Origin of the sequence: Inquilinus limosus, assembly GCF_051487185.1 — a bacterium.
Classification (GTDB): Bacteria; Pseudomonadota; Alphaproteobacteria; order DSM-16000; family Inquilinaceae; genus Inquilinus; species Inquilinus limosus_F.
This window is the reverse complement of the sequence record NZ_JAHVDK010000006.1, coordinates 135,567-156,225: the sequence shown is the minus strand read 5'-3', so window position 1 is coordinate 156,225 and position 20,659 is coordinate 135,567. Positions and strand designations below refer to the sequence as shown.

The 20,659-nt window shown below is 70.5% G+C and carries 17 protein-coding genes; 13 read left to right on the top strand and 4 right to left on the bottom strand.

The window, feature by feature from the left end:
* Positions 1 to 63: 63 nt before the first annotated feature.
* The 12 genes from KXR53_RS08920 (at position 64) to KXR53_RS08865 (ending at position 15,017) form a co-directional block, all read left to right on the top strand.
* Positions 64 to 1,374, top strand: coding sequence for an ABC transporter substrate-binding protein (locus tag KXR53_RS08920; RefSeq protein ID WP_437374768.1), 1,311 nt, complete (start codon positions 64 to 66; stop codon positions 1,372 to 1,374).
* A gap of 13 nt (positions 1,375 to 1,387) precedes the next feature.
* Positions 1,388 to 2,341, top strand: coding sequence for a carbohydrate ABC transporter permease (locus tag KXR53_RS08915; protein ID WP_437374767.1), 954 nt, complete (start codon positions 1,388 to 1,390; stop codon positions 2,339 to 2,341).
* Between the two features lie 11 nt (positions 2,342 to 2,352).
* Positions 2,353 to 3,192 (top strand): carbohydrate ABC transporter permease, encoded by an 840-nt coding sequence (locus KXR53_RS08910; protein WP_437374766.1) that lies wholly within the window; start codon positions 2,353 to 2,355, stop codon positions 3,190 to 3,192.
* A 33-nt stretch (positions 3,193 to 3,225) separates the two neighbouring features.
* The gene (locus KXR53_RS08905; protein ID WP_437374765.1) at positions 3,226 to 5,166 is read left to right on the top strand and encodes a beta-galactosidase; all 1,941 of its coding nucleotides are present in this window, start codon (positions 3,226 to 3,228) and stop codon (positions 5,164 to 5,166) included.
* Positions 5,167 to 5,188: 22 nt separating this feature from the next.
* Positions 5,189 to 6,115, top strand: a complete 927-nt coding sequence (locus KXR53_RS08900) for an aldo/keto reductase (RefSeq protein WP_437374764.1) — start codon at positions 5,189 to 5,191, stop codon at positions 6,113 to 6,115.
* A 623-nt stretch (positions 6,116 to 6,738) separates the two neighbouring features.
* A complete protein-coding gene (locus KXR53_RS08895) occupies positions 6,739 to 7,494 on the top strand; it encodes a FadR/GntR family transcriptional regulator (RefSeq protein ID WP_437374763.1) in 756 nt (251 codons plus the stop codon).
* Entirely contained in the window at positions 7,478 to 8,518 is a 1,041-nt protein-coding gene (locus KXR53_RS08890) for an ABC transporter ATP-binding protein (RefSeq protein ID WP_437374762.1), read from the top strand. The genes KXR53_RS08895 and KXR53_RS08890 overlap by 17 nt, the downstream gene beginning before the upstream one ends.
* Before the next feature lie 142 nt (positions 8,519 to 8,660).
* Positions 8,661 to 9,743 carry an ABC transporter ATP-binding protein gene (locus tag KXR53_RS08885; RefSeq protein WP_437374761.1) on the top strand — a complete coding sequence of 361 codons (1,083 nt, stop codon included), beginning with the start codon at positions 8,661 to 8,663 and terminating at the stop codon, positions 9,741 to 9,743.
* Between the two features lie 23 nt (positions 9,744 to 9,766).
* Positions 9,767 to 11,269 (top strand): ABC transporter substrate-binding protein, encoded by a 1,503-nt coding sequence (locus tag KXR53_RS08880; RefSeq protein ID WP_437374760.1) that lies wholly within the window; start codon positions 9,767 to 9,769, stop codon positions 11,267 to 11,269.
* 116 nt (positions 11,270 to 11,385) lie between these two features.
* Positions 11,386 to 12,333 (top strand): ABC transporter permease, encoded by a 948-nt coding sequence (locus KXR53_RS08875; RefSeq protein ID WP_437374759.1) that lies wholly within the window; start codon positions 11,386 to 11,388, stop codon positions 12,331 to 12,333.
* Entirely contained in the window at positions 12,330 to 13,202 is an 873-nt protein-coding gene (locus tag KXR53_RS08870; protein WP_437374758.1) for an ABC transporter permease, read from the top strand. The genes KXR53_RS08875 and KXR53_RS08870 overlap by 4 nt, the downstream gene beginning before the upstream one ends.
* A gap of 9 nt (positions 13,203 to 13,211) precedes the next feature.
* Positions 13,212 to 15,017: a gamma-glutamyltransferase family protein gene (locus KXR53_RS08865; RefSeq protein WP_437374757.1), complete on the top strand. Its 1,806-nt coding sequence runs from the start codon at positions 13,212 to 13,214 to the stop codon at positions 15,015 to 15,017.
* Positions 15,018 to 15,067: 50 nt separating this feature from the next.
* On the opposite strand, the gene KXR53_RS08860 is transcribed toward KXR53_RS08865, so the two are convergent.
* Complete coding sequence (locus tag KXR53_RS08860; protein ID WP_437374755.1) at positions 15,068 to 16,231, bottom strand: mandelate racemase/muconate lactonizing enzyme family protein; 1,164 nt, start codon at positions 16,229 to 16,231, stop codon at positions 15,068 to 15,070.
* A 112-nt stretch (positions 16,232 to 16,343) separates the two neighbouring features.
* Complete coding sequence (locus tag KXR53_RS08855; RefSeq protein WP_437374753.1) at positions 16,344 to 17,240, bottom strand: S1/P1 nuclease; 897 nt, start codon at positions 17,238 to 17,240, stop codon at positions 16,344 to 16,346.
* A gap of 200 nt (positions 17,241 to 17,440) precedes the next feature.
* Here KXR53_RS08855 and KXR53_RS08850 point away from each other — a divergent pair, with 200 nt between their 5' ends.
* Positions 17,441 to 18,205 carry an SDR family oxidoreductase gene (locus KXR53_RS08850; RefSeq protein WP_437374752.1) on the top strand — a complete coding sequence of 255 codons (765 nt, stop codon included), beginning with the start codon at positions 17,441 to 17,443 and terminating at the stop codon, positions 18,203 to 18,205.
* A 3-nt stretch (positions 18,206 to 18,208) separates the two neighbouring features.
* Here KXR53_RS08850 and KXR53_RS08845 read toward each other — a convergent pair whose 3' ends face one another.
* A complete protein-coding gene (locus KXR53_RS08845; RefSeq protein WP_437374751.1) occupies positions 18,209 to 19,951 on the bottom strand; it encodes a M14 family zinc carboxypeptidase in 1,743 nt (580 codons plus the stop codon).
* A gap of 2 nt (positions 19,952 to 19,953) precedes the next feature.
* On the bottom strand, positions 19,954 to 20,589 hold the full coding sequence (locus KXR53_RS08840) for a TetR/AcrR family transcriptional regulator (RefSeq protein ID WP_437374750.1): 636 nt from the start codon (positions 20,587 to 20,589) through the stop codon (positions 19,954 to 19,956).
* Between the last annotated feature and the right edge of the window lie 70 nt (positions 20,590 to 20,659).

Sequence of the window (20,659 nt, the reverse complement as noted above, 5' to 3'; positions counted from 1 at the left end):
GCCTGTGGCAGGCTGGACCCGTCCGCCGGACCCAGACACGAGCCAAACAGAGGGAGGACCCTGATGAGCAGACTTGGCAGGATCGCCGGCATGATGTCCGGCATGGCCGGCGCAGCCGTCTTAGCCCTGACCGCGCCGGCGATGGCGCAGTCGGATCTGAAGGGCGAGATCAAGGTCTGGAGCTGGAACGTGGCGGCGACGGCGCTGAAGGCCGTTGTCCCCGAATTCAACAAGGCCTATCCGAACGTCAAGGTGACGGTCGAGGATCTGGGCAATCAGCCGGTCTACGACCGCGGCCTCGCCGGCTGCTCCGCCGGCGGCATCAACATGCCGGACGTCTATTCGGTCGAGAACCACGAATCCGAAGTGTTCTGGGCCCGCTTTCCCGACTGCTTCCTGGACCTGAAGTCACTGGACCCGAAGGAGGCCGACCTCCTCGCCAAATTCCCGAAATTCAAGCTCACGGAGCTGACCGTCGGCGACAAGATCTACGCCATGCCCTGGGATTCCGGCCCGGCCGTGGTGTTCTACCGCCGCGACATGTACGAGGCTGCGGGCGTCGACCCGGCCAAGATCCAGACCTGGGACGACTTCATCGCCGCCGGCAAGGCGGTGCTGGCCAAGGCCGGCCCCGATGTGAAGTTCGTCTCCACCAACAGCGGAGCGACCAACACGGCCTGGTTCCGCATCCTGGCCAACCAGGCCGGCTGTGCCTTCTTCGACGACGGCGGCGAGAACATCACGGTCAATCAGCCCGGCTGCGTCCGGGCGCTGGAGACGGTTAAGAAGATCACCGACGCCGGCCTGTTCATGCAGGGCGACTGGGACGGCAGCCTGCAGGCGATCAAGGCCAACCGGCTGGCCAGCTCGGTCTTCGGCGCCTGGTACGAGGGCTCGATCCGCGGCAACGCGCCGGAGCTGAGCGGCAAATGGGGCGTCTTCCAGCTGCCGGCGTTCGAATCCGGCGGCAACCGCGCCGCCAATATCGGCGGCTCCTCGCTCGCCATCCCGGCCTCGTCGAAGAACCCGCAGGCGGCCCTGGCCTTCATCAACTTCGCGAACGGCCGGCCGGACAGCCAGATCACCCAGCTCAAGGCCTCGGGCCTGGTGCCGACCCTGCCGGAGGCGATCCAGGATCCCTTTGTCCAGCAGCCGCTGCCTTACTGGGGCGGCCAGAAGGTCTGGGAGGTGGTGCTGTCCACCCTGCCGCAGATCAAGCCGGCGCGCGGCACCCAGTACTTCGCCGAGGCCGACAACATCGCCGACGGCATCCTGCTGGCCTTCCTGAAGGGCAACGGCAAATCGGCCAAGGAGACCCTGGACGAGGCGGCCGAGCAGATCTCCGCCGCCACCGGCCTCCCCGTCGCCGAGTGACGGGGGCCGCGTGATGGGAACCGCTACCCGAGCCGGCCTCCAGGCCCCGCGGACACGCGGGGCCCCAGCCGCCGCGCCGTCAGAGGCCAGCATCAGGTGGCGGCGCCGGCGGCATGCCCTGGCGCCGTACTGGTTCCTCCTGCCCTTCTTCCTCGTCTTCGCCGTGTTCTGGTGCTGGCCGATCATCGATTCGGCGCTGCTGTCGCTGCAGAACACGCGGGTCAATCCCTGGGCCTGGAACATCGGCATCAACTGGCGGCGTCTCCTGGTCGACCGCGCCTTCCAGGGGGCGCTGAAGAACACGCTGATCATCCTGGCGATCCAGGTGCCGGTGATGCTGATCCTGGCCACGCTGCTGGCCGTGGCCCTGAACTCGCCGCTCCTCAGGCTGAGGCCGATCTACCGCTTCGCCTTCTTCGCCCCGGTCGTGGTCAGCGACGTCGCCTATTCGGTGGTGTTCCGGCTGCTGTTCAACGGCCAGTTCGGCGCCGTCAACCACGGCCTCGCCGCCTTGGGCCTGGCGCCGATCGACTGGCTGCACGATCCGAACGCGGCGATGGCCACGATCATGGTGGCGGTGACCTGGCGCTGGACCGGCTACAACGCCATCATCCTCCTGGCCGGGCTGCAGTCGATCCCGCGCGACCTGTACGAGGCGGCGGCGATCGACGGCGCGTCGCCGGCCGACCGCTTCTTCCGCATCACCCTGCCGCTGCTGAAGCCGATCCTGATCTTCTGCCTGGTGCTGTCGATCATCGGCACCATGCAGCTGTTCACCGAACCCTGGCTGATCACCGAGCGCGGCGGGCCCGGCGGCGCCACCGAAACGCTCGGCACCTATCTCTACAAGCAGGGCTTCGTCAGCCTGAACTTCGGCTACGCCGCGGCGATCGCCTACACCATCGCCGCCATGGCGGCGGTGATGGCGGCGCTCAACCTGATGCTCACCCGCGGCCGGAAGGCCTGAGGAGGATGGCGATGCTCCGCTCCATGGACTCGCGCCGGCGCTGGGGCACCCTGCTCCTGACCGGGGGCATGGCGCCCGTGGCGCTGCTGTGGCTGGCGCCCCTGTACCTGATGGCGGTGTTCGCCACCCTGCCGGACTACGCCATCTTCTCGCCGGAACTGCCGCTGACACCGGGCGGCAACCTGCTGGAGAATTGGGGCTTCCTCGACGGCACGGCCAAGTTCAGCCGGGCGATGCTGAACTCGATCGGCATCGCCACCGTCTCGGCCCTGCTCTCGCTGTTGCTGACCAGCATGGCTGGCTACGCCTTCGCCCGCTTCCAGTTCGTCGGCAAGCAGGCGGCCTTCAGCCTGCTGGTCGCGACCCTGACCGTGCCCTATGCCGTGGTGATCGTGCCGCAATATGTGCTGGTGGCGCGCGACCTGGGCCTGTCCAACACCTGGATCGCGGTGATCGTGCCGCCGCTGTTCAACTCGATCGGCGTGCTGTTCATGCGCCAGACCTTCCTGTCGCTGCCGCAGGAGCTCTTGGACGCTGCCCGCATCGACGGCGCGCGCGAGGGCCGGATTTTCTTCACCATCGCCCTGCCGCTGGTGCGGCCCAGCATGGCGGCGCTGGCGATCATCCTGTTCCTCGCCTCCTGGAACAACTACCTGTGGCCGCTGCTGGTCGCGACCGAGTCCGGGGCCCGCACCGCGCCGGTGGCGCTGGGCAGCCTGATCGGGCTCAACGTCGTGCCCTGGGGGGCGCTGATGGTCGGGGCCATGCTGCTGACCCTGCCCATGCTGGTCGTCTTCATCTTCCTGCAGCGCTATTTCGTGGCCGGCATCACCGCCGGCGCGGTGAAGTAGCGCCCCACCCTTCGCTCCTGACGAGGCTGTTTCATGCTCGGCGTCTGCTATTACCCGGAACATTGGCCCGAAGAGTGGTGGGAGGACGATGCCCGCCGGATGCGCGAGGTCGGCATCACCTTCGTCCGCATCGCCGAATTCGCCTGGTCGCGGATCGAGCCGGAGCCGGGGCGGTTCGACTGGGCCTGGCTCGACCGCGCCGTCGACACGCTCGGCGCCGCCGGGCTGAAGGTGGTGATGTGCACGCCGACGGCGACGCCGCCGAAATGGCTGGTCGACCGCCACCCCGACATCCTGCCGGTGAACGAATATGGCGGTACCCGCGGCTTCGGCTCGCGCCGGCACACCAGCTTCTCCAGCCGCACATGGCTGCGCGAGAGCGCCCGCATCACCGAGGAGGTGGCGCGGCGCTACGGCAGCCATGACGCGGTCGCCGGCTGGCAGACCGACAACGAGTTCGGCTGCCACGACACCGTGCTGTCCTACGGGCGGGAGGATGTCGCCGCCTTCCGCACCTGGCTGCGCCACCGCTACCAGACGCCAGAGGCGCTGAACCAGGCCTGGGGCAACGTCTTCTGGTCGATGGAGGTGGGCGGCTTCGACGAGATCGAGGCCCCGGTCAATGCGGTGACCGAGACCAACCCGGCGGCGCGGCTGGACTATTGGCGCTTCGCCTCGGACCAGGTCGCGGCCTACAACCGCATGCAGGTCGAGATCATCCGCAAGCATTCGCCGGGCCGCTTCGTCACCCACAACTTCATGGGCTTCTTCCAGGAGTTCGACCACTGGCCGCTGGGCGAGGACCTCGACATCGCGTCCTGGGACAGCTATCCGCTGGGCACGCTGGAGAAGATCGCGGCCGACGACGACGAGCGGGCGCGCTGGGCCCGCACCTCGCATCCCGACCTGGCGCCGTTCAACCACGACCTGTACCGCGCCGTGGGCCGCGGCCGCTGGTGGGTGATGGAGCAGCAGCCGGGGCCGGTGAACTGGGCCTCCTGGAACCCGGTGCCGAAGCCCGGCATGGTCCGGCTGTGGACCTGGGAGGCGCTGGCCCATGGCGCCGAGGTGGTCAGCTATTTCCGCTGGCGGCAGTGCCCCTTCGCGCAGGAGCAGATGCATGCCGGGCTGAACCGGCCCGACCGCAAGCTCTCCCCGGGCGGCGCGGAGGCGACGCAGGTGGGGCAGGAGCTGGCCCGGATCGGCGCCCTGCCCACCTCCGCCCCCGCCCCGGTGGCGCTCGTCTTCGACTACGAGACCTCCTGGATCACCCGGATCCAGCCGCAGGGCCGCGACTTCCGCTACACCGACCTGGCGTTCCGCTGGTACGAGGCGATCCGCCGCCTCGGCCTGGATGTCGATATCGTCCGCCCCGGCGCGCCCTTGACCGGCTACAAGGCGGTGGTGGTGCCGTGCCTGGCGCATGTCTCGGAGGCGGCGCTGCAGGCCTTCGCCGCCACCGACGCGATCATCCTGTTCGGCCCGCGCACCGGGTCCAAGACCCGCGACTTCAGCATCCCGGACGAGCTGCCGCCGGGCCTGCTGCAGGAGCTGCTGCCGCTGAAGGTGACCCAGATCGCCTCGCTGCGCCCGAACCTGGCGGAGCCCGTCGAAGGCCCCGGCCTGTCGGGATCCGTCCGCCGCTGGCGCGAATGGCTGGAGACCGACCTGCCGGTGCAGGCCAGCTTCGCCGACGGCACCCCGGCCCTGGTCGGCGACGGCAACCGCTTCTACCTGGCCGGCTGGCCGGACGCGGCGCTGCTGCGCGGCGTCATGGCCGACCTTCTGGGCAGCGTCGGGCTGACGCTGACCGAGCTGCCGGAGGCGGTGCGGCTGCGCCGCCGCGGCAACCTGACCTTCGCCTTCAACTACGGCGAGATCGATTGGGCCGCGCCGGTGAAGGATGCTGGCCGCTATCTGCTGGGCGGACCGGTGGTGCCGCCGCAGGGCGTGGCCTGCTGGCGGGCGGAGTAAGGCGCGAGCGGAAGGGGAAACGATGATCTACGGTACGATCCCGGGCGTGGCCAGGCCGGTCGCCCGCATGGTGATGGGCGTCGACAACCAGGAGGAGCTGGCCACGGCGGCGCCGCTGTTCGACGACTATATCGAGCGCGGTGGCAACTGCTTCGACACCGCGCGGATCTATCTGCGCGGCCGCTGCGAGGCGCTGTTCGGCGAATACCTGGCGAGCCGCGGGGTGCGCGACGACATCGTCCTGATCTGCAAAGGCGCGCACACGCCGAACTGCACGCCGGAGGCGGCGCGGAACCAGCTGGAGCAGAGCCTGGAGGCGCTGCACACCGACCGCGCCGACATCTATTTCCTGCACCGCGACAACCCCGAGGTGCCGGTCGGCGAGTTTGTCGACGTGCTCGACGCGCTGCACCGCGAGGGCCGGATCGGCGTGTTCGGCGGCTCGAACTGGAGCCTGGAGCGGTTCCGCGCGGCCAACGACTACGCCCGCCGCACCGGCAAGGCCGGCTTCACGGTGCTGAGCAACAACCTGGCCCTGGCCCGGATGGTCGAGCCGGTCTGGGGCGGCTGCGTCTCCGCCCGCGACCCGGAATGGCTGCGCTATCTGGAGGAGAGCGGCACGGCGCTGTTCGCCTGGTCTTCGACCGCCCGCGGCTTCTTCACCGAACGCGGCGACCCGTCCCGCCGGGAGGAGGAGCCGGAGATCGCGCGCTGCTGGCACGCCGAAGACAACTTCGAGCGCCGCCGCCGGGCCATCGCCCTGGCCGAGGCCAACGGCACCAGCCCGGTGCAGATCGCCATGGCCTGGGTGCTGTCCCAACCCTTCGCCACCTTCGCCCTCTCCGGCCCGCGCACCGTCGAGGAGAGCCGGCGCAACATCGAAGGCCTGTCGGTCACCCTGACCGAGGCGGAGCGCGACTGGCTGGACCTGAAGCGGGATCAGCCGTAGGGCGAACCACACCGCAGCGCCCTTTCCATCCTCCCCCTCCCGCAGGGGGCTACGGGATTCACACATCTCTCCGGCACACTCCGATTGCCTCTCCCGCTTGCGGGAGAGGTCGGAGCCGCGCCAGCGGCTCCGGGTGAGGGCAGCGGCCGCGATCCCAGGAACCACGATATCAGAATCGTGCGCGGATCATCCGCTCGCTTGCGGCAAGGCCGCTTTCTCGGCGAGACCGCGACGCCCCCTCACCCGGCCTCGCTTCGCGAGCCCGACCTCTCCCGCAAGCGGGAGAGGCAATCTGTTCTCAGGCCCGCCGTCGGTGTCGCCGATCGAAGTGTGAACGCCATAGCCCGCGGGGGGAGGGGGAGAGTGAATGGGCACGCGTGCACCAACCCGCCCGGCATACACGAACCGACGCGACCTCCCAGGAAACCATTTGCAAATTGGTTCCCTTTGCGCTTGGCTGTTCGGCAAGACGAAGCGGCGTCGCGCGTCATGATCGGTCCTCAGGGCCGACGGGCCGGATGCCCTCACGCAAAGCAGGGACTGGCAGATGGCTCGGAGCCGGAACGGCGGACGCAGCCTTTGGGAGACCAATGGCTGAGGTGGTTTCATCCCCATCACGAGGCGTGTCGAATTCCAGCGTGGCGCTGGAGCGGCTGCGTGCCCTCCTGGACGCCGAGGGCGACCGCGCCGAATGGAAGCTGCCGACCGAGCGCGACCTGGCCGGCCGGATTGGGGTCGGCCGCCGCGCCGTGCGCCGGGCGCTGGAGGTGCTGGAGGCCGAGGGCCGGATCTGGCGCCATCAGGGCAAGGGCACCTTCGCCGGCAGGCGTCCGGCGGTGCAGCCGCATCTGATCGCCTCCCTGGCCGACCGCACCAACCCGCTGGAGGTGATGGAGGCGCGGCTGCAGATCGAGCCGGCGCTGGCCCGGCTGGCGGCGCTGAAGGCCTCGCCCGACGATATCGCCGCGCTGCGCCGGATCGAGCGCAAGACCGCGGCCAGCATGGACAGCGACGGCCACGAGCTGTGGGACAGCGCCTTCCACCGCCACATCGCCGAGACCGCCGGTAACGGCCTGCTGCTGGCGCTGTTCGACTGCATCGACCGGATCCGCCAGTCGCCCTCCTGGCGCCGGCTGCGCGAGGCGGCGCGCAACCGCATCCGACTGCGCGCCTATACCAGCCAGCATGGCGAGATCGTCGCCGCGATCGCCCGGCACGACGGCGCCGGGGCCGAGGCGGCGATGCGGCGCCACCTGCTGGCGCTGCAGGCCAATCTCGAGGCTGCGATGCACGGCGAGCCGGCGCCGCAGGACGCGGCGCAGGACCGCACCGCCCGTCACGGCGACACCGCGGAGGCGGCCGATGGCCTCGGTCTCTGACGCCCACATCGTCCGCGCCCCCGCCGCCGCGCCGGAGCCGGCGCGCGAGGCCGTGCTGGAGGTGCAGGATTTCGCCCTGTCGCTGTCGCCTGGCCGCAACCTGGTCGAGGGTGTCTCCTTCTCCGTCGCCCGCGGCGAGACGCTGTGCATCGTCGGCGAATCCGGCTGCGGCAAGAGCATCACGGCGCTGGGGCTGATGGGATTGCTGCCGCCGGTCGCGCGCATCACCGCGGGCAGCGCCCGGTTCGAAAGCCGCGACCTGTTCCGCCTGACCGACCGCGAGCGCGCCGACCTGCGCGGCAGCCGCATGGCGATGATCTTCCAGGAGCCGATGACCAGCCTGAACCCGGCCTTCACCATCGGCGACCAGATCGCCGAGGGCATCCGCCGGCATAAGGCCGTGAGCAAGGCCGAGGCGCGCGACCGGGCGCTGGAGATGCTGCGCCGGGTGCGCATCCCGGCGCCGGAGAAGCGGCTGGACGCCTATCCGCATCAGCTGTCGGGCGGCATGCGCCAGCGCGCCATGATCGCCATGGCGCTGGCCAACGACCCGCAGTTGCTGATCGCCGACGAGCCGACCACGGCGCTGGACGTCACCATCCAGGCGCAGATCCTGGCGCTGGTGCGGCGGCTGCAGGACGAGACCGGCACCGCCATGATCCTGATCACCCACGACCTCGGCGTGGTGGCGGAGGTCGCCGACCATGTCGCGGTGATGTATGCCGGCCGGATCGTCGAATCCGGCCCGGTCGAGGCCATCTTCGAGGACCCGCAGCACCCCTACACCATCGGGCTGATGGGGTCGGTGCCGTCGCTCGGCCGGCGCGAGGGGCGCCTGGCCACCATCCCCGGCACGGTGCCGCCCGCCGACCGCATGCCGCCGGGCTGCCGCTTCGCCCCGCGCTGCCCCTTCGCCGCGCCGCGCTGCGTGGCCGAAACGCCGCCCGACATGTCGGTCGGACCCGACCACCGCGCCGCCTGCTGGTTCGCCCCGCTGGAGCAGCATGAAGGGGGTACGGGATGAGAGCGTTCTTCGCAACTCCCCCCATCGTCATTGCGAGCGCAGCGAAGCAATCCAGGGCCGCTCGCCCTGGCCCCTGGATTGCTTCGTCGGCTTCGCCTCCTCGCAATGACGGTGATGGGATGGCATTTCGAGGAGGCGCCGCATGACCGAGGCCGCTCTCCTAGAAGGCAAAGGCCTGGTCAAGCGCTTCGGCGGCGGCCGCAGCCTGTTCGGCGGCTCGCCGGTGGTGCATGCGGTCGACGGCGTATCGCTGGCGATCCGGCCGGGCGAGACCTTCGCCGTGGTCGGCGAATCCGGCTGCGGCAAGTCGACCCTGGGCCGGCTGCTGCTGCGGCTGATCGAGCCCACCGCCGGCCAGGTGATCTATCGCGGCCGCGACCTGACCGCGCTGCCGCCCAAAGAGATGCGGGCCCTCAGGCGCGAGTTGCAGATAGTGTTCCAGGATCCTTACGCTTCGCTGAACCCGCGGATGACGGTCGGCGACATCGTCGGCGAGCCGATCTGGCTGCACGGCCTGGCGCGGGGAGCGGAGCAGCGCGAGCGGGTGGCGGAGCTGCTGCGCACCGTCGGCCTTTTGCCCGAGCACGCCGGCCGCTATCCGCACGAGTTCTCCGGCGGCCAGCGCCAGCGCATCGGTATCGCCCGGGCCCTCGCCGGCCAGCCGGTGCTGATCGTCGGCGACGAGCCGGTCTCGGCGCTCGACGTCTCGATCCAGGCGCAGGTGATCAATCTGCTGGAGGAGCTGAAGGAGCGCTTCGGCCTGACGCTGATGATCGTCGCCCACGACCTGGCTGTGATCCGGCACATGAGCGACCGAGTGGCGGTGATGTATCTCGGCGAGATCGTGGAGCAGGCGCCGGTCGACGCGCTGTTCGACGCCCCCCTGCACCCCTACACCCAGGCGCTGATGCGGGCGATACCGGTGCCCAGCCCGGCCGGGCGCCGCCCCAAGACCCTGCTGCAGGGCGACGTGCCCAGCCCGACCGCGCCGCCGCCCGGCTGCCGCTTTCACACCCGCTGCCCGCACGCCAAGCCGATCTGCAGCCAGATCCGGCCGCCGGCCGAGGAGGCGGAGCCGGGGCGCAGCGTCGCCTGCCATTTCTGGCGCGAGATCCGGGACGCCGGGGCCGGCGCCCTGGCCGCGCCGCCCACGCCACCGCGGCTGGCCGCGCGGCTGTCGCTTTACCGCGCCCGCCAGGCCCAGGCCGCGGCGGCCCGTCCATAAGAACCGAACAGGAGGCTCACCCCATGCGCGCACGCCCCGTCCTTGCCCTCCTCGCCGGCCTGCTGCTCAGCGGCACGGCCTACGGCCAGACCACGCTCCGGATCGGCCTGAACGAGGACCCCGATGTCCTGGACCCGCACCGGGCCCGCACCTTCGTCGGCCGCATCGTCTTCGCCTCGCTCTGCGACAAGCTGATCGACATCAACCCTGAGCTCGGCTTCGTGCCGAAGCTGGCGACCAGTTGGGCCTGGAGCGACGACAACCTGACCCTGACCTTCACCCTGCGCGACGGCATCACCTTCCAGGACGGCGAGCCGATCGACGCCGCTGCGGTGAAGGCCAATCTCGACCGCGCCCGCACCCTGCCGGACAGCCTGCGCAAGAGCGAGCTGGCCTCGGTCGCCGAGGTCATGGCGGTCGACCCGAAGACGGTGGCGATCAAGCTGTCCCGCCCCGACGCCACCCTTCTCGCCCAGCTCTCCGACCGCGCCGGCATGATGCTGGCGCCGAAGTCCTTCGCCGCCGGCGACTTCGGCCAGAAGCCGGTCTGCTCCGGCCCCTACCGCTTCGTCGAGCGGGTGCAGAACGACCGCATCGTGCTGGAGAAGTATCCGGGCTACTGGGACGCGGCCGACTACAAGATCGACAAGGTCGTGTTCCAGCCGATCCCCGACACCACCGTGCGCCTGGCCAATCTCAAGGCCGGCGACCTCGACATGCTGGAGCGGCTGGCGCCGTCCGACGTCGAGGCGGTGAAGGCGGATTCGGAGCTGGTGTTCGTGCCGGTCACCGGCATCGGCTATCAGGGCATCACCATCAACACCAACAACGGCGACCGGTCGAAGAACCCGCTGGGCCAGGACAAGCGGGTGCGCCAGGCGCTGGAGCTGGCGATCGACCGCGAGGCGATCAACCAGGTGGTCGGGGCCGGCATCTACCCGCCGGCGCAGCAGCCCTTCCCCAAGGCCAGCCCCTATTTCAGCGACAAGTTCCCGGTGCGGGCCCGCGACCTGGAGAAGGCCAAGCAGCTGCTGAAGGAGGCGGGGCACGAGCGGGTGTCGTTCGAGCTGGTCTTCGGCACCGGCACCACGGCGCAGCAGATCGCCGAGCTGATCCAGGCGATGGCGTCGGAAGCCGGCTTCGACATCAAGCTGCGCGCCACCGAGTTCGCGGCGATGATGAAGGAGGGGGCTTCAGGCAATTTCGAGGCCGAGCAGGTCGGCTGGTCCGGCCGCGTCGATCCGGACGGCAACATCCACGCCTTCGTCACCTGCCAGGGCAACCTGAACGACGGCAAATACTGCAACCCCAAGGTCGACGAGCTCTTGAACGCCGCCCGGCAGACGCCGGACCAGGCCAAGCGCAAGGAGCTGTACGAGCAGGCCCAGGCCATCCTCGAGGACGATCTGCCGATCATCTACACCTACTACCAGCCCTGGCCCTTCGTGCTGTCGAAGAAGGTGAAGGGCTTCGTCGCCTATCCAGACGGCATGATCCGCCTGAAGGGCATGAGCGTCGAGGGCTGAGGGATGCTGGTGCTCTCTCCCGCCCGACCGCTTCCAATCGAGTCCCCCCTCCCCTCGCGGGAGGGGGTTAGGGGGAGGGGGGACTCAGACGGGTTTGCGTCGGGGAGGATGCGCCCATGACCAGCATCATCCTGCGCCGCCTCATCATCGCGCTGCCGACCCTGGTCCTGGTGTCGCTGCTGGTCTTCACGCTGCAGAAGCTGCTGCCGGGCGATCCGGTGCTGGCCATGGCGGGGGAGGAGCGCGACCCGGCGGTCCTGGAGTATCTGCGCGACAAGTATCGGCTGAACGATCCGATCCCGATGCAGTACCTGGCCTGGGTCGGCCAGGTGGTGCAGGGCGATTTCGGAATCTCGCTGCGCACCGACGCGCCGGTGACCACGCTGATCGCCCAGAAGCTGCCGGTGACGATCCAGCTGGCCAGCTTCGCCATGGTGATCGCGCTCCTGATCGGCATCCCGGCCGGCATCCTGGCCGCGGTGCGCAAGGGCTCGGCGGTCGACTACGGCGCCAATGTCTTCGCCCTGTCCGGCCTGTCGATCCCGAACTTCTGGCTCGGCATCATGCTGATCCTGCTGGTCTCGGTGCAATGGCGGCTGCTGCCCGCCTCCGGCTACGTGCCGCTGTCGGAGGATCCGTGGCTCAGCCTCAAGACCATGCTGATGCCGGCCTTCGTGCTGGGCACCGCGCTGGCCGCCACGCTGATGCGGCACACCCGCTCGGCCATGCTCGGCGTGCTGCAGTCGGACTACATCCGCACCGCCCGGGCCAAAGGGCTGCTCGGCCCCGCCGTGGTGCTGAAGCACGGCTTCCGCAACGCGCTGGTGCCGATCGTCACCCTGGTGACGCTGCTGTTCGGCGAGCTCCTGGCCGGCGCCGTGCTGACCGAGCAGGTCTTCACCATCCCGGGCTTCGGCAAGCTGATCGTCGACGCCGTGTTCAACCGCGACTACGCGGTGGTCCAGGGCGTGGTGCTGTGCACCGCCATCGGCTTCATCGCCATGAACCTCTTGGCCGACATCCTGTACATCCTGATCAATCCGCGGCTGAGGCACCCGTCATGACCGCGACCGCTCTCGGCCACGAAGCCGTCGCGCCGAAGCGGCGCAGCCGCGGCCTGGAGAAGTTCCTGCGCAACCGGAGCGCCGTGGTCGGCGCCGTACTGGTGCTGGCCTTCGTGCTGCTGGCCGTGCTGGCGCCGCTGGTCACGCCGCAGGACCCGATGCAGACCAGCTTCCTGTCCATCCGCAAGCCGCCCTCGGCCACCCACTGGCTGGGCACCGACGAGCTCGGCCGCGACATCTTCACCCGCCTGGCCTACGGCGCCCGCGCCTCCCTCATGGCCGGGGTGATCTCGGTCGCCATCGCGCTCGCCGTCGGTGTGCCCTTCGGCCTGATCGCCGGCTATTACGGCGGGCTGATCGATGGCGCCATCTCCCGCGCCACCGAGGCGATGCTGGCCATCCCCTTCCTGATCCTGGCGATCGCGCTGGCCGCCTTCCTCGGCCCCAGCCTGACCAACGCCATGATCGCGATCGGCCTGTCGGCCATGCCGCTCTTCATCCGCCTGACCCGCGGCCAGGTGCTGAGCGTGAAGACCGAGGACTATGTCGAGGGCGCGCGCTCCATCGGCCTGCCCGACCGCTGGATCATCCTGCGCTACATCCTGCCGAACGTGCTGCCGCCCCTGATCGTGCAGGCGACGCTGACCATCGCCACCGCCATCATCGCCGAGGCCAGCCTGTCCTTCCTCGGCCTCGGCCAGCAGCCGCCGAGCCCGTCCTGGGGCTCGATGCTGAACACCGCCAAGAACTTCATGAGCCAGGCGCCCTGGATGTCGATCTTCCCGGGCGGCGCGATCTTCCTGGTCGTGCTGGGCTTCAACCTGCTGGGCGACGGACTGCGCGACGCCCTCGACCCCCGCGAAAGCTGAGAGACACGCATGTTCACCACCCGCCCCGAGCTGCTCGGCACCTTCGGCATGGTCACCTCGACCCACTGGCTGGGCAGCGCCGCCGGCATGGCGATGCTGGAGCGCGGCGGCAACGCCTTCGACGCCTGCGTCGCCACCGCCTTCGTGCTGCAGGTGGTGGAGCCGCATCTGGTCGGCCCCGGCGGCGACGTGCCGGTGGTGTTCCATTCGGCGACGACCGGCCGGACCGAGGTGCTGTGCGGCCAGGGGCCGGCTCCGGCCGGCGCAACCATCGAGCGGTACAGGGCCGAGGGGCTGAGCCTGATCCCCGGCAACGGGCTGCTGGCCACCGTCGTCCCCGGCTCCTTTGGCGCCTGGATGGTGCTGCTGCGCGATTACGGCACGCTGACCGTGCGCGAGGTGCTGGAGCCGGCGATCCATTATCTCGAGGGCGGCCACCCGGTGCTGCCGCGCGTCGCCGACACCATCGCCGGCCTGAAGGACTTCTTCGAGACCGAGTGGCCCACCTCCGCCGCCGTGTTCCTGCCGGGCGGGTCGGCGCCGAAGGCGAAGCAGCTGTTCCGCAACCCGGCCCTGGCCGAGACCTGGAAGCGGATCATTCGTGAATCCGAAGCCGCGGCCGGCGGCCGCGAGCGCCAGATCGAGGCGGCCTACGCCGCCTTCTACCGCGGCTTCGTGGCCGAGGCGATCGACCGCTTCGCCCGCACGACCGAGGTGATGGACGAGAGCGGCCGGCGCCACCGCGGCGTCATCACCGGCGACGACCTGGCCGGCTGGGCGCCGCGCTACGAGGCGCCGCTGACCTACGATTATCACGGCCATACCCTGGCCAAGATCCGGCCCTGGGGCCAGGGGCCGGTGTTCCTGCAGACGCTCGCGCTGCTGAAGGGCATCGACCTCGCCGCGATGGGCCCGGCCAGCGCCGAGTTCGTGCACACGGTGGCAGAGGCCATGAAGCTCGCCTTCGCCGATCGCGAGGCCTATTACGGCGACCCGGATTTCGTCGATGTGCCGGTCGAGGCGCTGCTGTCCGACGCCTACAACGACGCCCGCCGGGACCTGATCGGCGCCGCCGCCTCACGCGAGCTGCGGCCGGGCCTGGTGCCGGGCTACGAGGCCCAGGTCGGGCGGGTGACGGCGGCGCTGACGCGGCTGTCCAAGGTCAGCGGCACCGCCCTGAAGGATCTGGCGGCGAACGAGCCGACGATGGCCGACATGCTGTCGGCCCGCCGCGGCGACACGGTCCATATCGACGCGGTCGACCGCTGGGGCAACATGGTGGCGGCGATGCCCTCCGGCGGCTGGCTGCAATCCTCGCCGGTGGTGCCGGAGCTCGGCTTCATGCTGAATACCCGGGCCCAGATGTTCTGGCTGGAGCCGGGCCTGCCGGCCAGCCTGGAGCCGGGCAAGCGGCCGCGCACCACCTTGACCCCCTCGCTCGCGCTGCGCGACGGCAAGCCGTACATGGCCTTCGGCTCGCCCGGCGGCGACCAGCAGGAGCAGTGGCAGCTGCAGCTGTTCCTGCGCCATGTCCATCACGGGCTGAACCTGCAGGAGGCGATCGAGCAGCCGATGTTCCACACGGCGCATTTCCCGAGCTCCTTCTACCCGCGCGAGCGCAAGCCCGGCCATCTGCTGGCCGAGGAGAGCTTCGGGCCGGAGGTGCTGGCCGAGCTGCGCCGCCGCGGCCATGATCTGGAGGAAGCGCCGGAATGGACCGTCGGCCGCCTGGTGGCGGCATCCCGCGACCCCGACGGCCTGCTGCGCGCCGCCGCCACGCCGCGGCTGATGCAGGCCTACGCCGCGGGGCGGTAGGTATTGGAAGCGCCTGCTCCCGTACGGAACGGGAGCAGGCGCCCCCGGCCCTACTCTGCCAGCGCGCGCATCACCTTGATCAGGTCGGACTTGCCCTCGAAGCCGATGCCCGGCAGGTCGGGCATCACGATGTGGCCGTCCTCGACGCGCACGCCGTCCGGGAAGCCGCCATAGGGCTGGAACAGGTCCGGGTAGCTCTCATTGCCGCCGAGGCCGAGGCCGGCGGCGATGTTCAGCGACATCTGGTGCCCGCCATGCGGGATGCAGCGCGACGGCGACCAGCCGAACTGCGCCAGCACGTCGAGGGTGCGCAGATACTCCACCAGCCCGTAGGACAGGGCGCAGTCGAACTGCAGCCAGTCGCGGTCCGGCCGCATCCCGCCATAGCGCAGCAGGTTGCGCGCGTCCTGGTGTGAGAACAGGTTCTCGCCGGTCGCCATCGGCCCGGGATAGAACTCGGACAGGGCCGCCTGCAGAGCGTAGTCCAGCGGGTCCCCGGCCTCCTCGTACCAGAACAGCGGATAGTCCCGCAGCATCTTGGCGTAGGCGATGGCGGTCTCGAGGTCGAAGCGGCCGTTGGCGTCGACCGCCAGCCGCGCCTCGCTGCCGATCTCCGTCAGCACGGCCTCGATGCGGCCGCGGTCCTCGTCGATCGGGGCCCCGCCGATCTTCATCTTGACCACGGTGTAGCCGCGGTCGAGATAGCCGCGCATCTCCGCCCGCAGCGCCGCGTTGTCCTTGCCGGGGTAGTAGTAGCCGCCGGCGGCGTAAACGAACACGCGGGGCTTGGCCTCGCGGCCCTTCCGCTCCGCCAGCAGGCGGAACAGCGGCTTGCCGGCGATCTTGGCGACGGCGTCCCACACGGCCATGTCGAGCGTGCCGACGGCAACCGAGCGCTCGCCGTGACCGCCGGGCTTCTCATTCGCCATCATCGCCGCCCAGATCCGGTGCGGGTCGAGATTGCCGCCTTCGTCGTCGAGCAGGCTGGCCGGGTTCGCCGCCAGGATCCGGTCGCGGAAGCGCTCGCGGATCAGCCCGCCCTGGCCGTAGCGGCCGTTCGAGTTGAAGCCGTAGCCGACGACCCGGCGGCCGTCGCGCACGACGTCGGTCACCACGGCCACCAGGCTGGCCGTCATCTTGGAGAAGTCGATATAGGCGTTGCGGATCGGAGAGGCGATCGGCTTGGTGACCTCGACGACGTCGACGATGCGCATGCTGGCTTGCCCACCCTTTCGTGCGGAAGACGCCCGGCTGTTCCGCCCCGGCGTCAGCCCGATTCCCAGCAACCACTATACCCGAGGCATATCTGAGTTCGGCTATGGCCCGTCAGCGCAGGCCCAGGAGCAGCGCCCCGATCCGGTGTCCGGCCGCCGTGATCTGGTCGCGGCTCACTGCCCGGGCCTGTTCGACATAGCTGTGCGGCAGCACGGGGGCGGAGTCCGGTGAGGTGCCCACCCTCAAGGCCCCACGCCGATAGACGACCTCGTAGGCGAGCTCCCGGCTGTGCGCCACCCAGCGGGCGAAGGCGGTCTGCGGATCCGGCGCCAGCGTCTCCGCATCGGGCGGGGGATCTTCCGACAGCCCGGCCTCGACCGCGCCCGACTGCGCCAGGGCGAGCTCGCCCGGATGCCCCGCGGCGTCCCAGAACCGCCCGAGACGCTCGGGGGCCGCATCCGGCGAGGCGCGGACCCAGGACCACTGCCCACCGGCGTCGGTGAACGGGAACCGCCACGACATCCAGAGCGCCGTGTGCAGCGGCTGGTGCATGTCGCCAACGATGTGCAGGACCCAGCAGAGCGCCACGGCCCGGTCCGCTTCGGAGGCGGTGGCGTCGCGCGCAATCGCGAGATTGTGCCCGAACGCCCACTGGGCGCTGCCGAAGGCGATGGGGATCAGGGCGCGCATCGAGGATACGATCCGCGGGCTCTGGTGCCAGTCCGGGCGATCATACGGACCGCCCCGCGCAGCGTCCGGCCAGACCGCCATCAGCTCGAAGATCCGGCGATCGCGGGTGCGGCCGGCCAGGTCGCCGAGCTGGGCGTCGAAGTAGGACCGTTCCGGATGCGCCCGCATCAGCCGGAGAATGGCGGCGATCGCCTCCGGGTCGCGCTGCTCCAGCACGTCGTAGGCGAGCGCCCCGGTGGCCTCGTGCCCGACGCGCATCCACGCCGCGGCCGGATGCGACAGGAGCAGCACCGCCGATAACAGGATCGCGCCGAGCATGGCCGATCCGCAGCGACGATCGAGAAGAACCGCGATAGCTCGCATCCGGGCACCTCCGTATCGAGAAGCCGTTCAGACCCGCCATCCGGGCGGCCGAGACGCAGGTCTCCCATCTGTCATTCCGCGGCAAGAAGCGGAGTGAGGCCGCCGCTCACCACAGCCATCCTCCGTCGCATCGAACAAACGCTTGGAGAGACGAGATGGGTGCATTGGCGGGCAAGGTGGCGATCGTCGCCGGGGCCAGCTCCGGCATCGGCCGGGCCGCGGCGGTGCTGTTCGCGCGCGAAGGCGCGGCCGTGGTGGCCGGGGCCCGGCGGCAGGCGGAGCTCGACGCGCTGGTCGGGGAGATCGAGGCCGCCGGCGGCCGGGCCGCGGCGCTGGCCGGCACCGTCACCGACGAGGGCTATGCCGCCGCGCTGGTGGCGCTGGCCGAGGAGCGGTTCGGCGGCCTGGACATCGCCTTCAACACTGCCGGCATGGTCGGGCCGATGGCCCCGACCCCGGAGGTGACGCCGGCGGCGTGGCGCGAGACGGTCGAGACCAACCTGACCAGCGCGTTCCTGGCCGCCCGGCACCAGATCCCGGCGATGCTGCGGCGGGGCGGCGGATCGCTGATCTTCACCTCGACCTTCGTCGGCCACACCGTCGGCTTCCCCGGCGTCGCCGCCTATGCCGCCAGCAAATCCGGGCTGATCGGCCTGGTGCAGGCGCTGGCGGTCGAGTTCGGGGGACAGAACATCCGCGTCAACGCCTTGCTGCCGGGCGGCACCGACACCTCGATGTATCGCGAGTTCGCGCAGACGCAGGAGGCGCGGGAGTTCATCACCGGCCTTTATCCTATGAAACGCCTTGCCACCCCGGAGGAGATGGCGCGGTCGGCGCTCTATCTCGCCTCCGACGCTTCCAGCTTCACCACCGGCAGCGCCCTGCTGGTCGATGGCGGGGTGTCGATCACGCGGACCTGAGCCTCACGCCATCACCGCCGCGTGGTGCTCCACGGCCGCCAGCACCGTCGCCATCTGGACCGTATGGCCCAGGACGAAGCCGTCGCCGTAGATCGTTTCGTCCGGATATTCGGTGATCAGCGTCAGAGGTGGTGCGTGGCGCTCGTCCGGGCCGATCAGGCAGGGGATGCCGTCGATCACGGTGAAGGGCCCGGCGCCGGCATGGGCCCCATAGGCGGCCAGCTGCGCCCGGTTCAGCTTCAGAAGCGGCTCGATCCGGGCGAGACGGCGCGTGATCGCCCGGATCAGCGCCATGCCCGGCTCTTCCCAGCCCGGATGGTGGCGCAGGATCAGGAAGAAACCCTTCGGGATGGTCCACATCTCGAAGCCGCGCGGCAGGTAGCCGGTGAAGGGCCGGGTCCATTCATGCGCCGGGTAGCCGTGCAGGTTGATGTGCAGCTGCGCCCCGGTGCGCTCGATCGCCTGCTGCCGCGCCGCGCGCTCATACAGCTCCGCGCCGGTGCGGTATTCCAGGTCGTCGCCCAGCGCGGTGTAGCGCGCGGCGTGATGCATGTGCCGCGGATTGTCCCGGCACAGGCGCCGGTGCAGCGCGTAGCCGTCCGGGTTCTCCAGCGGGATCAGCGCCAGATGCAGCTCGGGATCCTGCAGCAGCACCCGGGCGGCGCGCAGAGCGCCGACCACGCCGGTGGTCTCGTTGGCGTGCTGACCGCCGGTGATCACGACCGCCGGGCGCGAGCCCGGCCGGATCAGCCCCGGCACCGCCCGGCCCTGCCGCGACCGGGCCAGGATCGGCTGACCGCCGAGTGCCGCCAGCTCGCGATGCACCTGGGCGATCGAGGGCGGCGCCGCCGCCGTTTCCAGCGGCTGCTCCGGCCAGTCGCCGGCCTCGTCGGCCAGATCGCCGAAGGGCACGGTCTCGACCCGCACCCGCGGCGCCGCGGAGGCCGTCCGGATCTCCGGCACGATCTGGCCCGGCTGCAGCCCGCGGTCGCCGACCGGTCGGCCGGAATGGCGCTGGAACACCTCGAGCAGCGTGAAGTAGAGGTCCTCGTGCAGCGCCTCGTGCAGGCTGACGCCCTCTTCGTGGAAGGGCAGCGTCCGCTCGACCGCCGGCGCCTCGACCGCGACCGACAGCCGCTCGAAATAGGGTTCGTCGCTGCCCCAGGGACGGGCCTGGACCGCGTCGACCGCGGCGCGGAACAGCGCCTCGACCTCGGTCTCCAGCCGCTCGTCCAGGTCCGGCAGGCCGCCGAACCGTCCGGTGACGCGCAGCCAGCCGGTCGGCGACAGGCTGGCAACACCGAGGTGATCGAGGGCCAGATGGTTCGGCGCGAAGACCTCGGTGGTCAGGACGCGGCCGTCTCGATAGGCCAGAGTCACGCGGTAGCGCAGCGTTTCGTCGCCCGGCTCGAAGCGCAGATCGACGCCGTCCAGCAGCGCCGCCACCGGATAGGCCTCCAGGAGGAAGCGGTCCGGCACGGCGGCGGGGTGCACCGGATATCGGATGGTCGCCGCCGCCAGCCCCTCCGTCTCGATCTCCTCCAGGAAGGCGTGCAGCAGCGGCTTGTAGCCGCTGCGCAGCCGGGCCGAGACGCCGGCCGCGGCCAACTCCTCTTCGGCCGTGCGCCGCGCCTCCCCGTCCTCGAACAGCCAGGCCTCGACCACCGCGCCGCGATGGTCGCGCGACAGGTCGCGCAGCAGCGCCTCGAGGGTCCGCGGCGCTTCGCGGTCCAGCAGCACGGTCATGGTCAGGGCGCTTCGGCCTTTACGGCCGCGGCGCGCGGCGCCACCAGCGCGTCCCAGCCGGCCATGGCGCAGTCGACGACCGCCTGCAGCGCGGCGCAGTCGGCGCCGTTGCGGGCCTGGATGGACAGCCCGTTCAGCACGGTGACGTAATAGGCGGCGACCGCCGCGGTGTCGGTCCCTTCCGGCACGTCGCCCCCGGCCACGCCGCGGTCGAGGCGTGCCTTAAGCCGCGCCACCGACTGGCGCCCGGCCTCCAGCAGATAGTCACGGATCTCCAGGCTGGCCGGAACGCCGACGGCCGAGGCCAGCACGATCATGCAGCCGGGCGGCTGGCCCGGCGCGGTGTAGGCGACGGCGTGCTCGCGCAGCATCGCCTCGACCCCCGCCCGCGCCGTCGGCGCCTCCTGCAGGGTTCGGGATGCGGTGCCCCCCTCGCCTGCCGCGTAAAGGTCCAGCGCCTCGCGGAACAGCGCCTCCTTGCAGCCGAAGGCGGCGTAGAGGCTGGGCGAGTTGATGGCCATGGCGGCGGTGAGGTCGGTCATCGACGTGCCGTCATAGCCGCGCGCCCAGAACACCTCCATCGCCCGACGCAGGGCGGCGGCGCGGTCGAAGCTGCGGGGACGCCCACGTTCGGCCATGGCGGCTCCTTTCTATATCGATCAACACATAATTCACTGGACAGACGGCGGCAAGCTGGATACGGATTTA